The organism is Streptomyces sp. NPDC001544 (assembly GCF_042894285.1).
Classification (GTDB): Bacteria; Actinomycetota; Actinomycetes; order Streptomycetales; family Streptomycetaceae; genus Streptomyces.
This window is the reverse complement of the sequence record NZ_JBIAVN010000023.1, coordinates 67,240-81,743: the sequence shown is the minus strand read 5'-3', so window position 1 is coordinate 81,743 and position 14,504 is coordinate 67,240. Positions and strand designations below refer to the sequence as shown.

The following is a 14,504-nucleotide window of genomic DNA, read 5'->3' as shown; positions in this document are numbered from 1 at the left end:
GGTCAAACAATAGAGACTGTTGGATGATTGTCAAACGATCAGGAGGAGGGGTGAGGGGGAGTGCCCGTGAACGACGACGAGGGTGAGTGGCTGCCACAGCCCGGCACGGAGGACATCGAGCTGGTCAGGGTGCTGCACGCACTCGGGGACCCGGTGCGGCTGCAGCTGCTGAAGAGGTATGCGACGGGGGAGCAGGTCAGCTGCGCACCCGACGCGCTCGGCGTCGGCCACCTGCACAAGTCGACCGTCTCCCACCACATGAAGATCATGCGAGAGGCCGGGATCACCTCGACCCGGGTGGTCGGCCGCAACCGCTACGTACAGCTGCGCCGCCCCGACCTGGACGCGAGATTCCCCGGCCTCCTGGACGCGATCCTCCAAGCCCTGCCGGGCTAGGCCAGCTGCGGCGGCAGCGGCGCCGCGTGGGTGATGATCAGGCCGGAGACGGCCCGGGTCAGGGCCACGTACAACCGTCGCAACCCGGTCCGCTCGTCGGGCTCCCCGTCGACCACGGCCTGCGGCTCGTCGAGGACCACGTAGTCGTACTCCAGGCCCTTGGCGAGCGAGGCCGGGACCAGGGTCAGCCGGGTCGCCTCGGTGGTCTCCTCGCCGGGGGACAGGTAGGTGATCCCGGCCGCGGTGAGTACCTCAGCCAGCGCCGGGATGCGGGCGTCCGCGGCGATCAGGCCGGTGGACCCCTCGTTGCGCAGCAGCTCCTCGCACGCGGCGACGACTTCCGCGGTGTCGTCGACGGTGCGTACCTCGAAGAAGCCCGGGTTCTCGCGGACCGACGCGACCGGGGTCAGGCCCGGTGCGATGTGCGGCAGCAGCCGTGAGGCGTAGGTGATGACGTCCGTGGGCACGCGGAAACCGGCGGTGAGCTCCTCCACCACCCCGTCCGTCTTCCCGAGGTGGGTCAGCGCCTCGTCCCAACTCCTGGTGGCCCAGGGCGTGGTGCCCTGCGCCAGGTCGCCGAGGACGGTCGCGGAGCCGGTCGTGCAGCGGCGGCCGACGGCCCGGTACTGCATGGGGGAGAGGTCCTGCGCCTCGTCGAGGACGACGTGCCCGAGCGAGTGCGTGCGCTGGATCAGGTCGGTGGCCTCGTCGACCAGCACCGCGTCCGCCGCCGACCATCTGGCCGACTTCACGCTGCGTGCCGGCTTCGCCCACAGGATCGTCTTCTGCTCGTCCTCGTCGAGGATCCCCTCGGCGTGTTCGGCGAGGAAGTCGGCGTCGGTCAGCAGGCGCAGGACGAGTTTCGCCGGGTCGACGACCGGCCAGACCTGCTTCACCGCCGCCTTCACCGCGCTGCCCCGGGCCACGGCGTCCTGCACCCGGTCGTCCGGGGCCTCGCCGGAGCGCTCCATCTGCACCAGCACCGCGTGCGCGATGCGCTGCGGCAGGGCCTCGCGGGCGGCGCCGTAGCGGATGTCCCGGTCCAGCAACTGGCGGACGATGTCCTCGACTTCGTACGCCGGGACACGCCAGCGCCGTGATCCGCGCACCACGACCACGGGCTCCGTGGGCATCGTGACGTGCGAGTACAGGGCCCTGCGCAGCACCTGGGCCATCCGCGCGTCGCCCTTGACGATCGCGGCCGCCGCGTCGTCGGTGCCGCGCACCTCGACGTGGCCCACGAGGTCGTCGACGGTCGCCTGCCGGACGGTCAACTCGCCCAGCGCGGGCAGCACCTGCTCGATGTAGTGCAGGAAGGACCGGTTCGGCCCGATGACCAGGGTGCCGGTACGGGCCAGCCGCTCACGGTGGGCGTAGAGGAGATAGGCGACCCGGTGCAGGCCCACGGCCGTCTTCCCGGTGCCCGGGCCGCCCTGCACACAGACCGTGCCGCCCAGCCCGCTGCGGACGATCTCGTCCTGCTCCGGCTGGATCGTGGCGACGATGTCACGCATCGGACCCACGCGCGGACGCTCGATCTCCTGCTGCAGCAGCTTGCTGGTGGTCGCAGCCCCCGACGGATCGGCGGGGTCGGAGAGGTGCTCGTCCTCGTAGGCGGTCAGAGCGCCGCCGGTGTAGCCGAAGCGGCGGCGCAGCCCGACGTCCATCGGGTCCTTCTTCGACGCCCGGTAGAACGGCTGAGAGACCGGCGCCCGCCAGTCGATGACCATCGGGTCGCCGTCGGCGTCGTGCACATGCCGCCGCCCGATGTAGAAGCGCCCACCCGTCTCCCACCGCCGCCCTTCCGAGGAAGGCGCTGCGCGCCCCTTTGATTCCTCGGCGCCTTCCGCCTGTTCGGCGCCGGGGGCGTGCAGGTAGTCGAGGCGGCCGAAGAACAGCGGGGTGTCGCTGAGGTCGGCCAGGGCCTTGATGCGCTCGTCGATCTGACGGGCCAGCACCTCGGCGTTCACCCAGTTCGCGGTGACGTCTTTGATGTCGAGCGACTCCACGTCCTCGCGCATGGCGCGCAGCGCGGCACGGGAGGCGGCGAGGTGGGAGCGTTCCCGGGTGAGTGGGTCGTCGGTGGGCGTGGACAAGGGGATGCCTCCGGAAGGCCTGCGGGAGGGGCGGCTGCGGGTGCCGACCGGTTTCCGTCCGGTCGGCGGCTCTCCCGGAGGGAGGCGGGCAAGAGCGGAGATTGTAGTGAGGGAGCGCGAGCGGAAGCCAACGGTTTTCACCCGTCCGCGAGCCGCCCCCTAGGGGGTGTCTCGTGGATCAGGCCGGTTGAGACCGACGGCGCCTTCCAGCCGACCCGAGCGGGGTCTGGTGCGTGCAGCTGCAAGGCGGAGGAGGGAGTCGACGCGGAGCGTCGGGGACCGACGACAACGCCGCAGATGTGCGTGCCAGACCCCGCGACCCCGGCGTGATCCACAAGCCACCCCCTAGGGGACGGAAGCCGACCGGCGTAGGGGACGCGGTCCCTCCAGAGGGGTACGTGGAGGGTGAGGAGGTTGGCTCTGCAGACCGATGCCGACCATGTCTTGCGAGAGTGACGATGGAGTCATGAGCGCAGCAACCATCCCTCCGTCTCCTGCCCGGCCGGCCGGCGCCACGGCCTTCCAGGGCAACCACCATCACTGGCTGGGCGACGCCCTGCGTGCCGTCAAGGTCTTCGCGGAGGCCGCGATCAGCGTCGCCGTCCTCGGCGAGTACGGCGAGGAAGCGGGCATACGCCGCAAGTAGGCGCCGACCGCGCCCGCCTCGGTTCCCCTCGTCCGCTCAGCTCGTCCGCTCAGCCTCCGGCCAGGATCTCGTCCGCGTCGACGATCCGGTACGCGTATCCCTGCTCCGCCAGGAACCGCTGGCGGTGGGCGGCGAAGTCCTGGTCGATGGTGTCGCGGGCGACGACGGAGTAGAAGTGGGCCTGGTGGCCGTCGGCCTTCGGACGCAGGACGCGCCCCAGCCGCTGGGCCTCCTCCTGCCGCGACCCGAACGTTCCCGACACCTGGATGGCGACGGTCGCCTCCGGCAGGTCGATGGAGAAGTTCGCCACCTTCGACACGACCAGCACGCTGATCTCGCCCTCCCGGAAGGCGTCGAACAGCTTCTCCCGCTGGGCGTTCGACGTCTCACCCTTGATCACCGGGGCGTCCAGGTGCTCGCCCAGCTCGTCGAGCTGGTCGATGTACTGGCCGATGACCAGGATCTGCTGCCCGGCGAACCGCCGTACGAGCGCCTCCGTCACCTTCCGCTTGGTCGCGGTGGTGGCGCAGAAGCGGTACTTCTCCTCCGTCTCGGCGGTCGCGTACGCCAGCCGCTCGGAGTCCGTCAGGTTGACCCGGACCTCGACGCAGTCGGCGGGCGCGATGTAGCCCTGCGCCTCGATCTCCTTCCACGGCGCGTCGAACCGCTTGGGCCCGATCAGGGAGAACACGTCCGACTCCCGGCCGTCCTCGCGCACCAGCGTCGCCGTCAGTCCGAGCCGCCGCCGCGCCTGCAGATCTGCGGTGAACTTGAAGACGGGGGCGGGCAGCAGGTGCACCTCGTCGTAGACGATCAGCCCCCAGTCCCGGGAGTCGAACAGCTCAAGGTGCGGGTAGACGCCCTTCCGCCTGGTGGTCAGCACCTGGTAGGTGGCGATGGTGACCGGCCGGATCTCCTTGCGCGTACCGCTGTACTCGCCGATCTCCTCCTCGGTCAGCGAGGTCCGCTTCACCAGCTCGTGCTTCCACTGCCGGGCGGAGACGGTGTTCGTGACCAGGATCAGCGTCGTCGACTTGGCCTCGGCCATCGCCCCGGCCCCGACCAGCGTCTTCCCCGCACCACAGGGCAGGACGACCACACCACTGCCGCCGTGCCAGAAGTTCTCCACCGCCTGCTTCTGGTAGGGCCTGAGCGCCCAGCCGTCCTCGGCCAGCTCGATCGGGTGCGCCTCGCCGTCCACGTATCCCGCGAGGTCCTCGGCCGGCCAGCCCAGCTTCAGCAGCGTCTGCTTGATCTGCCCCCGCTCGGAGGGGTGCACGACGACGGTGTCCGGGTCGATCCGTGCGCCGACGAGGGGAGCGATCCGCTTGGACTTCAGAACCTCCTCCAGCACCGGCCGGTCGGTGGTGCTGAGGACGAGGCCGTGCGCCGGGTGCTTGGTGAGGGTCAGCCGCCCGTACCGGTCCATCGTCTCTGCGACGTCGACGAGCAGCGCGTGCGGCACCGGGTAGCGGCTGTACTGGACGAGCGCGTCCACGACCTGCTCGGCGTCGTGCCCCGCGGCCCGCGCGTTCCACAGGCCCAGCGGTGTCACCCGGTAGGTGTGGATGTGTTCCGGCGCCCGCTCCAGTTCCGCGAACGGCGCGATGGCCCGACGGCAGTCGTCGGCCCGCTCGTGGTCGACTTCCAGGAGCAGGGTCTTGTCGGACTGGACGATCAGCGGACCATTCACGCGCGGCACACCCTTTCCACACGGCCATTCCATACGGCCAAACGTCCAGTGTGCCCTATTCGCCGACGATCGCGGGGGCCGCCGGTGGTCGGCAGGCGCAGCCGGGTCCGGTCTCATCGGCGGACGACACGTTCCACGGCGCTGCACAACCGGGCGAACACACGGTAGGCGTCCGCGCGCTGCCGGGGATTGGGGCTGAGGCAGGCAATGAGGACGGCGATCAGGACCGGTAGCAGGACGGCGAGGATCACGATCTGGGCGCTCATGCGGCCAACGTACGGCGGCGAGCGGGAAGTCGCCGGGCCCGAATGTCCACAGGCGGATCTTGCGCCCAGGGCCGGTCGGCGGTAGTGATTCAAGAGTATCCGGACAGGCGGCGGCCACGGCCCGGGGCACGGTCAACTCGGCCGAAAACGATCGCAGATCGACGCTCGGCGAGCGGACCGATCAGCCCTCGTCGTCCGCCAGCTCCGCCACGCCCGTCACCCGGTGCAGCGGATACGTCCGGACCTCGTCCGCCGTGTGGTCGTACGCCGTCACGAAGCCGCCCTCGACGCGGATCGGGGCGATGACGCGCTGGCTGGCGGTGCCCTCGGCGTTGACGTAGCCGATCCACAGGGTCTCGCCGGTGAGGACGGCGGCCTGCATGGTGGCGAGGGTCTCGGCGGAGCTGGTGCGCGGCAGGTCCCCGTCCGGCACCGGGCCGCCGCCCGCGGCGGGCTTGCGCGGGGCGGTGGCGGCGAGGTCGCCCGCCCGGATGGCCCGGATCGCGGCCGACAGCAAAGTGGCGTCGGGCGGCGGCGGGCCGTCCGGGACCGGTTCGGGCGCGGTACGCGGCGGGGTGCGGTGGGCATGGGCGCGGGTGATCAGCACGTCGCCCTCGGCGGACTCGGCGGCCGGGGCGTACCCCATGCCGCGCAGGCCCTCCAGGAGCGCGGCCGGGTCGGCCTGGGCCGCCAGCACGGTCGGCGCCAGCCGGCGCAGCCGCAGGGCCGCCGCCCGCCGGTCGGCGAGGATCTCGTTCAGCATCGCGTCGTCGTCGCAGCGCACATACGCCGACGCGGCCCCCACCCGCAGCCGGCCGTGCTTACGGGCCACGTCGTCGATCAGGTACGCGAGCGGCTGCGGCACCGGCGTACGCGAGTGCGCCGCCAGGAAGGCGTGCAGATCGGAGGCGGCCCGCCCGGAGTCCAGGGCACGGCGTACGGAGCCGGGCGTGAACCGGTAGACCGTGGCACCCCCCTTGGACTCCACGTCCGCGAGCACGCCCAGCATGTCGGCGAGCGGCCGCTCCAGCGGACCCGGGGCCACCGCCGTCAGATCGGCCTGGAGCAGCACGTGGTCCAGCGGCTCGGGAAGCAGCGGGGCGAGCAGCCGGGCGGCGGCGGCCGTGGCGGCGGCCTGCTCGGCGGACGACAGGGACTCCCGGACGGCGGGCTCGTGGTGCCGGTGATGCACCGGCAGCTTGTCACCCGGCCCGGCGGGCGCCTCCTCGGCCGGCCGCGGTGCCGGCGCCCCGAGCAGGGCACGCCCGTGCGCGGACAACGCGCCCCGGCCGGTCACCCCCAGCAGCTCCGCCTCCGACAGGGTCCACCGGGCGAGCCGCGAGCGCAGGTCGTCGTCCTGCTGGGGCCCGCGCAGCGGACGCTCCCAGCGCAGCCGCGCCAGCACGGAATCGGCGGCCGGGGCACCGCCCGCGGGCAGCCCGGCCAGCAGGACGAGCACCCGGTGGCGCACCTCCGGCGCGGCGGACCGGTCCAGCCCCGGCCCGAGCGCCGACAACGTACGCTCCTTCGCGTCCCGCCCGCCGACCAGCCCCGGCGTCCGGGTGGCCGCCAGCCACGCCCCGGCCAGCCGCGCCCAGCGCTCGGCGGCGGGCTGCTCCAGCCACTCGTCGTAGGCGGGCGTGGGCGCGTACCGCTCGTCCGCCTCGCCGTCGGAGGCCAGCAGCCCGGCCGCGTAGGCCAGCTCCACCCAGAACGCGGCGACCGGCTCGGCCACATCGAGGGCGACGGCCGTCCGCTTCAGGTCCCGCACGCTCAGCCCACCGGCCCGCAGCACCGCGGGCCCGCCCCCGTCCCAGTCCTTCAGCAGCTCCTCGACGGTGGCCAGCGCCGTGTACGCCTGCCCCGCGGCCGTCGAGTCCACCAGCTCCGGCCGGTGCGCCGAGGCCGGCTCCACCGCGGGCGGCACCGGCTCCGGCTTCCGGTGGGCGCGGCCCGCGCGCAGATGCAGGGCGACCTCCCGGGGCAGCACGACCGTGCCGGGCGCCGTGGGCAGCAGCAGGCCACGGTCGAGCAGCCAGCGCAGCCGGGGCGCCGGATCGGCGGTGACCTGCCCGTACGGCGGCCCCCAGACCAGCCGTTCGAGCACCTCCAGCGACTCCCCGGGCGCCTGACGCAGCAGTGCCGCCATCCGCTTCCGGTTCGTGAACAGGGCGGTCAGCGCGGTCATGGCGGACACCGAGTCATGGGTGGACGGCAGCCCGGCGGTGGTGACGATCTCCTGGATCCGCCCCGGCGACATCCCCGCCGTCGCCTCCTGCACGGTCGGCCCCAGTCCCGTCGGCGACGGGTGCTGCGGCGACGGCGCGAGCAGCTCGCGGGCGGTGCGGACCAGCCGCAGCCGGTCGTCGCCGCCCCACACCAGCGCCTGCTCGCGCAGGGTGGCCACGGCGCGGGGCAGCGCCGCCGAGACCGCCGGATCACCGGCGTCCCCGGCCATCAGCCCCAGCACCTCGTCGTACGTCGCCGGATCCCCCGCCACGGCCAGCGCCTCCGCCGTCTGCAACGCGAACCGGTCCAGCCGCTCCAGCGCCCGCAGCACCGAGGCCCGGGTCCCCGCACGCGTCGCCAACTGCGTCAGGTCGGTGGGCACCGGCGTGACGAGATCCGGACGGGCGCGCAGCAGCGCGCCAAGGGACGCCTCGTCACGTACGCGAAGCGCTTCCGCGAGCGAGCGCGGCGCCGGGCGGTCCTCGGTGCTCATCTGCCCCACGTTAGCGGGTGGGTATGACGGTGACCCCGGTCCGCTTCACTCAGCCCGTCTGGGGGTGCCCCCTCCGGGGGAGTTCGAGGACGAGGCCGTTCAGGCCGAAGCGGGGGTCTGGGGGCGGCAGCCCCCAGCGGGCGGCCACACCGGCACCGGCACCCTCCGACAAGCGGTACGGTCGACCCGGGGAAATAACGGCCAAACCCCCGGAGGGACTTCGTGGGGATCGAGAGCGACCAGGTCGTCTACGAATACCTGAGCCGCGTCGGCGACGTGGCCCAGCAGCACCAGTTGCCGTCGTCCACGCGGATGCGCCTCGTCACGGAGCTGCGCAACGAGATCGACCGGCACCGGGCGAGGACACCGGTGGACAGTCCCGCCGCGGTCCGCCGCATCCTGGACCGCCTCGGCACCCCGGACGAGGTCGTCGCGGCGGCGGGCGGCACCGCCGCGGCCCCTCAGGTCCCGCCCGCCGTGGTGCCCGAGCAGCCGGGCGGCGAGGGGAACACCCGGCCGAAGGGACTGCGCCGGGTCGTACCGCGCCCGCGTCCGGCCGAGCCGGACCCCGCTCCGCCCTCCCGCGCCCCGTCCCCGCCGCACCTGGCGGGGACGGACGAACTCGGTGACAGCGCCCTGCAGCCGGACTGGTGGCGGGTGGACAGCGGCCCCTTCGGGGCGGGCGACAGCGTGCCCGGGTTCGTCGGCGGCGTGGAGATCCCCGAGCTGCTCAGGCAGCCGCCGAAGCTGGAGAAGACACCGGCGCAGGAGACCGTGCCCGTCGTGGCGGAAGCCGGGGACGCGGGTGACGCCGCGGCCGTCGCGGACCCGGCCGCTCCCGCCCGGCGCCGCGGCTTCCCGTTGCCCCGCCCCGCCGCCGGCTGGACCAACCCCCTCCTGCTGCTGGCCGCCGCCGCGCTGGTCGCCGGCGCGGTCATGGGCAACTGGTTCGCGCTGGTCCTCGGCTGGGTCATCGCGTACGGCTCGCGTCGGCTCACCCCCACGGAGTCCAAATGGGCGGTCATGGGCATGCCCGGCCTGGCGGTGGCGGCCGGGGTGCTGTGGATCTGGGGACGCAGCGAGGGCCGCTGGGGCACGCCCATCGCGCAGGGCCATATGAACGACGCCTTCGCCGAGACCTGGCCGTGGATGGTGCGCGGCGCGGCCGTGGCCTCGGCGCTGTTCCTGGTGTGGCGCTCGCAGAGACGGTGACGGGTCGACGGGTCGCCCGGATCACAGACCCGGCGGGCCTGGGTGCCGTACCGCCTGGGCACAATGGCCGATATGACCTCGCGCCCGCTGACCGTCGGCTTCGACCTCGACATGACCCTGATCGACTCCCGCCCCGGCATCCGCGCCTGCTACCGGGCGCTGTCGGAGCGGACGGGGACGTACATCGACGCCGACCTGGCGGTCACCCGGCTGGGGCCGCCGCTGGCCGATGAGCTGGTCAACTGGTTCCCGGCCGAGCAGGTGGCGCCGATGAGCGAGCTGTACCGGGAGATGTACCCGACGATCGCCATCACCGCGACGCCCGCGCTGCCGGGCGCCCGCGAGGCGATCGACGCGGTACGGGAGACCGGCGGACGGACGGTCGTCGTCACCGCCAAGTACGAGCCGAACGCCAAGCTGCACCTCAGCCACCTGGGCATCGAACCCGACGCGGTCGTCGGCGACCTGTGGGCCGAACAGAAGGCGCGGGCGCTGCGCGAGCACGGCGCGGGCGTCTATGTCGGCGACCATGTGGGTGATGTACGCGGGGCACGCGCGGCCGGCGCCCTGTCCGTGGCCGTGGCGACCGGCCCGTGCAGCGCGGAGGAACTGCGCACGGCGGGCGCGGACGTGGTCCTCACCGACCTGACGCAACTCCCGGCCTGGCTCACGGAGTACCGCCGGGCCGCCTGAGACCCGGCCGCCTGAGACGAGGCCGCCCGAACCGGCGCCTGAGACCCGGCCACCCGGGCCGGGCCCGGGACCGCGCCTAACGCGAGGCCGCTTCCCGCCCCTGCCGCCGCCCCGCCGCGACCGACCGCAGCACCCCCGCGCCCGCGACGAGGAAGCCGACGCCCATCAGCATGCACAGGCCGTACATGAACGCCGGAAATGGCTTCGTGCCGAGGAACAGCGGGGCCACGGTGACGAGAGTGGCCACGGCACCGATGAAGAACACGACGGCACCGGCACGGATCAGTCCGTCACCGGGTGCGGCGGAATTCGTTTGGGTTTTGTCACGCACCCGACCAGGGTAGTTCCCAGCGCGAAGGAACAACCGGGCGACGTCTTGTCAGCCGCTCCAAGACCATTAGCCTTGGTAGCGGCGGGTCATGGTCGACCCGCCCCAGTGCTATCAAGAGCCGTTCCAGGCTGTTTTCCGAAGCAGTTTTCCGACGAGTACGAGGACGAGGACAAAGGTGCCTACCGGCAAGGTCAAGTGGTTCAACGGTGAGAAGGGCTTCGGCTTTCTCTCCCGCGACGACGGCGGTGACGTCTTCGTCCATTCCTCGGTCCTCCCCGCCGGAGTCGACGCACTCAAGCCGGGGCAGCGCGTGGAGTTCGGCGTTGTCGCCGGTCAGCGCGGTGACCAGGCACTTTCCGTGGTCCTGCTGGACCCCACCCCCTCGGTCGCGGCCGCCACCCGCAAGAAGCCGGACGAGCTGGCCTCCATCGTGCAGGATCTGACGACCCTCCTGGAGAACATCACCCCGATGCTCGAGAAGGGCCGTTACCCCGAGAAGGCCTCCGGCAAGAAGATCGCCGGTCTGCTGCGGGCGGTCGCCGACCAGCTGGACGTGTGACCCGGCCCGGTCAGGGAAACCCCAGCGCGTTGGGCCCGAGGGGTGGCACCAGCCCCTCGGCCGCCGCGCGGGGCGCCTCCTTCTGCCGTCCTCGCGCCGCTTCGCGGGCTGCGGACGGCTGTGCCGGACTCCGTCCGGCGGCCGGCTTCGGCGCACGCCGGTTCAGGGGAACGACAGAGCATCGGGCCCGAGGGCCGGCACCAGCCCCTCGGCCGCCGCGCGGGTGAGCAGCCCCCGTACCGCGGCATATCCGTCCACCCCGAGCTCCGACGTGAACTCGTTGACGTACAGCCCGATGTGCTGGTCGGCGACGGACGGGTCCATCTCCTGGGCGTGTTCCATGACGTACGGGCGGGAGGCCTCGGGGTCGTCCCAGGCCGCGTGCACGGACGTACGGATCGACTCGGCGAGCAGCCGCAGCGTGTCCCCGCCCAGCGACCGCTTCGCGATGATCGCGCCCAGCGGGATCGGCAGCCCGGTGGTGTCCTCCCAGTGCTCGCCCATGTCGGCGAGCTTGTGCAGCCCGTAGTTCTGGTACGTGAAGCGCGCCTCGTGGATGACGAGCCCGGCGTCGACCTTCCCGTCCCGCACGGCCGGCATGATCTCGTGGAACGGCATGACCACGATCTCGCCGACCCCGCCGGGCAGCGTGTCCGCCGCCCAGAGCCGGAACAGCAGATAGGCGGTCGACTTCTCGCTCGGCACGGCGACAGTACGGCCCGTCAGGTCGGCTCCCGCCTCCCGGGTCAGCACCAGCGGCCCGCAGCCCCGGCCCAGCGCGCCCCCGCAGGGCAGCAGCGCGTACTCGTCGAGGACGTACGGCAGCACGGCGTACGACACCTTCAGCACGTCGAACTCGCCGCGCTCGGCCATGCCGTTGGTGACGTCGATGTCCGCGAAGGTGACGTCGAGCGCGGGCGCGCCGGGGACGCGGCCGTGGGCGAGGGCGTCGAAGACGAAGGTGTCGTTGGGGCAGGGCGAGTAAGCGATCCGCAGCGACCCGGATCCACGACGGTCAGTCATACCTGTTTCCAACTCTCCAGTACGGGCGCCAGCTTCCCGAACCCCTCGGCCAGGGCCGCGAGGGCCTCGCCGATGCGCCAGGCGGCGCGGTCGCGCGGGCCGACGGGGTTGGAGACCGCGCGGATCTCCAGCACGGGCGTGCCGTGCGCGGCGGCCGCCTCGGCGACCCCGAAGCCCTCCATGGCCTCGGCCAGGGCACGGGGGTGGCGGGCGCGCAGCTCGGCGGCGCGGGCGGCGGTTCCGGTCACGGTCGAGACGGTGAGGACGGTTCCGGCGGGCGCACCCGTCGCCGCGGTCACCTCTCGTACGAGTGATTCCGGCGGACGGTGGGTGACGGTCCCGAAGCCCAGCTCGGTGACCGGGACGAACCCTGCCGGTGTGTCGGCGCCCAGGTCGGCGACGGTGATCTCGTCGGCGACGACGAGGGAGCCGAGGGGCGCCCCGGGCAGGAAGCCCCCGCCGATCCCGGCCGACACGACCAGGCCGTAGGGGGCGCCGCGCAGGGCGGCGGTGGTGAGGGCGGTCGCGGTGGAGGCGGCGGCGAGCGCGGGACCCACCCCGGCGGCGACGACATCCGCGCCGGGAAACGCCCGAGCCACCGCGTCCCGTTCTGCGGGTACCGCGGTGGCCACCAGGACCCGCAGGTCAGGCACGGACGACGTGGTCAGGAGTCCTTCTTCAGCTTGAAGGACCACAGACCCTTGGCCGTCTTGTCGCCCTCCTTGATGGACACCAGGCTTCCGCTGGCCGACCCACCGTACTGCTCGTTGAAGAACACGCTGCCCGGGATGGTGCGGTACGTCTTCTTGCTGGAGTCGGTCAGCGGCTGACCGTTCAGCATGATCGTCCAGCCGTTGTCCGCGATCTCCGGGTCGACACCGAAGCGCACGGTCTCGTCCGGGTCCACCTTGATGGACTTGATGTCGGTGTTCTTCAGGCACTTCGTCAGCGACGCCGTGTCCAGGGCGTTGCCGTCGTTGTAGCAGGTGGCCTCGGAGTTGACCGAGCTCGTGCCGACGGTGACCGTCGACATCGGCGTCGGCTTGTCGCAGGCCGACAACAGAAGCAGTCCGGCGGAAACGGCGCAGGCGGCGGCGACGGCGCGGCGGCGTCGCACAACAACGCGTTGTACATCAGCGGCTTCGCCGCGGGGCAGCGTGGTCATGCCCGAAGGCTATCTGGCGTGTCCCGGCCCCTCCCCACGCGGGGTGCGGCGTGCCCGGTTCGTTACGCCACCAGGGCCTGTCCGGCGGATCAGGTCGCAGGGAGCGGGCGGTGCCTCATCGGCGCCGGTGAGCGGGGCGTGCCAAGCCCCGCGTCTGCTGCATGATCCGCCGGACAGGCGCCGGCGGTCCACGTCATTCACCGCCCACGCCGAATCCGCCTACGCCACCCGCGGCCGCGTCCGTCCGCCGTGCCGGGCCGAGGCCAGCAGCCCGCGTGCCGTGCCCAGCCAGCCCGCGGCGACGAAGGCGGCGCCCACCGCCAGGCCCAGCGTGCCGTTGAGCGGCATGACGATGCCGACCGCGCCGCCGAACACCCAGGCCATCTGCAGCAGCGTCTCCGACCGGGCGAACGCCGACGTACGCACCAGCTCCGGCACGTCCCGCTGGATCAGCGCGTCCAGCGACAGCTTGCCCAGCGCCTGCCCGAACCCGGCCACCGCGGCCAGGCACGCCACCAGGAACGCCCCGAAGAACACCGCGGCGACCACGGCCGTCCCCGCCACCACGGCCACCACGGTCACGATGAGCATCTCCGGCGCCCGGGACCTCAGCCACGCCCCGACCGCCGTACCCAGTGCGTTGCCCACCCCGGCCGACACGCCCACTATCCCCATCGACACCGCGGCGCTCTCGCCGGTCAGCGGATGCTCCCGCAGCAGGAAGGCCAGGAAGAAGATCAGGAAGCCGGACAGACAGCGCAGCGAGGCGTTGGCGCCGAGCGCGTTCGTGACGGCCGGGCCGACCGTGCGCAGCCCCGGCCGTTTCGACTGCTCCTGCTGCTTCGACGGCTCCTTGCGGCGCGATCCGTGCAGATGCCGTTCGTCGGAGGCGAGCAGCGCGATGTCCTCGCCCTTGGCCGAGTCGACCTTGGCGGGCAGCGAGAAGGACAGGAACGTTCCCGCCGTGAAGATCACGAAGGCGCCGTAGAGCGGCCACGGGGACCCGATCGCCTGCAGCCCCGCCCCGATCGGCGCGGCGATCCCGGTGGCCAGCAGCCCGCCCAGGGTCACCCGCGAGTTCGCCTTCACCAGCGAGAACGCCGGCGGCAGCAGCCGGGGCACCACGGCGCTTCTGACGACCCCGTAGGCCTTCGAGGCGACCAGCACCCCCAGCGCCGCCGGATACAGCTCCAGGCTGCCGCTGGCCGCGGCCCCGGAGATGATCAGCGCGAGCAGGGCACGGGCGAGCATGGTCCCGGCCATGGCGGCCCGGCGGCCGTGCGGCAGCTTGTCGAGGAGCGGGCCGATCACCGGCGCGAGAACCGTGAACGGGGCCATCGTGATGGCGAGGTAGAGCGCGACCCGCCCCCGGGCCTCGTCGGTGGGCACCGAGAAGAACACCGTGGAGGCGAGCGCCACGGTGATCATGACATCGCCCGCGCCATTGACCGCGTGCAGCTCGATCAGCTTGCCGAGCCCGGACTCCCCTGCCCCGTGCGCGTGCGTCGCCCTGCGGATGCCGCGGGCGGTTTTCGTGACGGGGAAGTGCAGGGCACGACCGACCGCGCGGGCGGCCCCGCGCACCGGACCCGCACCGCCACCTCGACTGCTTCCCCCGGTTCCACCGGTCCCGGTGACACCCTGGGGCGGCCTCGTGGTCGCCACGACGTTCATAGTGCCCCGAGACAGGCGCTGATAGTGC

The 14,504-nt window shown here is 72.7% G+C and carries 14 protein-coding genes; 5 read left to right on the top strand and 9 right to left on the bottom strand.

What is annotated here, in order from left to right; genetic code table 11:
* The first annotated feature begins 66 nt into the window (after positions 1–66).
* On the top strand, positions 67–396 hold the full coding sequence (locus ACFY0F_RS35955; protein ID WP_388804237.1) for an ArsR/SmtB family transcription factor: 330 nt from the start codon (positions 67–69) through the stop codon (positions 394–396).
* Here the strand turns inward: ACFY0F_RS35955 and ACFY0F_RS35950 are convergent.
* Entirely contained in the window at positions 393–2,492 is a 2,100-nt protein-coding gene (locus tag ACFY0F_RS35950; RefSeq protein WP_388804234.1) for a HelD family protein, read from the bottom strand. The genes ACFY0F_RS35955 and ACFY0F_RS35950 overlap by 4 nt on opposite strands.
* A gap of 466 nt (positions 2,493–2,958) precedes the next feature.
* On the opposite strand from ACFY0F_RS35950, the gene ACFY0F_RS35945 reads away from it, so the two are divergent.
* Positions 2,959–3,138, top strand: coding sequence for a hypothetical protein (locus tag ACFY0F_RS35945; protein WP_388804231.1), 180 nt, complete (start codon positions 2,959–2,961; stop codon positions 3,136–3,138).
* Positions 3,139–3,187: 49 nt separating this feature from the next.
* Here ACFY0F_RS35945 and ACFY0F_RS35940 read toward each other — a convergent pair whose 3' ends face one another.
* From ACFY0F_RS35940 to ACFY0F_RS35930, 3 genes are all read right to left on the bottom strand, one after another.
* On the bottom strand, positions 3,188–4,831 hold the full coding sequence (locus ACFY0F_RS35940) for a DNA repair helicase XPB (RefSeq protein ID WP_388804228.1): 1,644 nt from the start codon (positions 4,829–4,831) through the stop codon (positions 3,188–3,190).
* A 113-nt stretch (positions 4,832–4,944) separates the two neighbouring features.
* Entirely contained in the window at positions 4,945–5,097 is a 153-nt protein-coding gene (locus tag ACFY0F_RS35935) for a hypothetical protein (protein WP_388804225.1), read from the bottom strand.
* A gap of 181 nt (positions 5,098–5,278) precedes the next feature.
* Complete coding sequence (locus ACFY0F_RS35930; RefSeq protein WP_388804223.1) at positions 5,279–7,819, bottom strand: helicase-associated domain-containing protein; 2,541 nt, start codon at positions 7,817–7,819, stop codon at positions 5,279–5,281.
* Positions 7,820–8,041: 222 nt separating this feature from the next.
* Between ACFY0F_RS35930 and ACFY0F_RS35925 the strand changes: the two genes are divergently transcribed.
* Entirely contained in the window at positions 8,042–9,031 is a 990-nt protein-coding gene (locus ACFY0F_RS35925; RefSeq protein ID WP_388804220.1) for a hypothetical protein, read from the top strand.
* Between the two features lie 63 nt (positions 9,032–9,094).
* A complete protein-coding gene (locus tag ACFY0F_RS35920; protein WP_388804217.1) occupies positions 9,095–9,724 on the top strand; it encodes an HAD family hydrolase in 630 nt (209 codons plus the stop codon).
* Between the two features lie 76 nt (positions 9,725–9,800).
* Here the strand turns inward: ACFY0F_RS35920 and ACFY0F_RS35915 are convergent, their stop codons facing one another.
* Entirely contained in the window at positions 9,801–10,055 is a 255-nt protein-coding gene (locus ACFY0F_RS35915; protein WP_388804215.1) for a hypothetical protein, read from the bottom strand.
* Positions 10,056–10,230: 175 nt separating this feature from the next.
* On the opposite strand from ACFY0F_RS35915, the gene ACFY0F_RS35910 reads away from it, so the two are divergent.
* The gene (locus ACFY0F_RS35910) at positions 10,231–10,614 is read left to right on the top strand and encodes a cold-shock protein (protein WP_388804212.1); all 384 of its coding nucleotides are present in this window, start codon (positions 10,231–10,233) and stop codon (positions 10,612–10,614) included.
* Between the two features lie 162 nt (positions 10,615–10,776).
* Here the strand turns inward: ACFY0F_RS35910 and ACFY0F_RS35905 are convergent, their stop codons facing one another.
* From ACFY0F_RS35905 to ACFY0F_RS35890, 4 genes are all read right to left on the bottom strand, one after another.
* On the bottom strand, positions 10,777–11,637 hold the full coding sequence (locus ACFY0F_RS35905; protein WP_388804209.1) for a 1,4-dihydroxy-6-naphthoate synthase: 861 nt from the start codon (positions 11,635–11,637) through the stop codon (positions 10,777–10,779).
* A complete protein-coding gene (locus ACFY0F_RS35900; RefSeq protein WP_388804312.1) occupies positions 11,634–12,281 on the bottom strand; it encodes a futalosine hydrolase in 648 nt (215 codons plus the stop codon). Before ACFY0F_RS35900 ends, ACFY0F_RS35905 begins: the two co-directional genes overlap by 4 nt.
* Before the next feature lie 20 nt (positions 12,282–12,301).
* The gene (locus tag ACFY0F_RS35895) at positions 12,302–12,802 is read right to left on the bottom strand and encodes a DUF2771 domain-containing protein (protein WP_388804206.1); all 501 of its coding nucleotides are present in this window, start codon (positions 12,800–12,802) and stop codon (positions 12,302–12,304) included.
* Between the two features lie 219 nt (positions 12,803–13,021).
* The gene (locus ACFY0F_RS35890; protein ID WP_388804205.1) at positions 13,022–14,467 is read right to left on the bottom strand and encodes an MFS transporter; all 1,446 of its coding nucleotides are present in this window, start codon (positions 14,465–14,467) and stop codon (positions 13,022–13,024) included.
* Between the last annotated feature and the right edge of the window lie 37 nt (positions 14,468–14,504).

Coding starts and splice junctions, on each gene's coding strand:
- ACFY0F_RS35945 (WP_388804231.1), top strand. CDS start 2,959: ATGAGCGCAGCAACCATCCCTCCGTCTCCTGCCCGGCCGGCCGGCGCC.
- ACFY0F_RS35935 (WP_388804225.1), bottom strand. CDS start 5,097: ATGAGCGCCCAGATCGTGATCCTCGCCGTCCTGCTACCGGTCCTGATC.
- ACFY0F_RS35930 (WP_388804223.1), bottom strand. CDS start 7,819: ATGAGCACCGAGGACCGCCCGGCGCCGCGCTCGCTCGCGGAAGCGCTT.
- ACFY0F_RS35920 (WP_388804217.1), top strand. CDS start 9,095: ATGGCCGATATGACCTCGCGCCCGCTGACCGTCGGCTTCGACCTCGAC.
- ACFY0F_RS35905 (WP_388804209.1), bottom strand. CDS start 11,637: ATGACTGACCGTCGTGGATCCGGGTCGCTGCGGATCGCTTACTCGCCC.
- ACFY0F_RS35895 (WP_388804206.1), bottom strand. CDS start 12,802: ATGACCACGCTGCCCCGCGGCGAAGCCGCTGATGTACAACGCGTTGTT.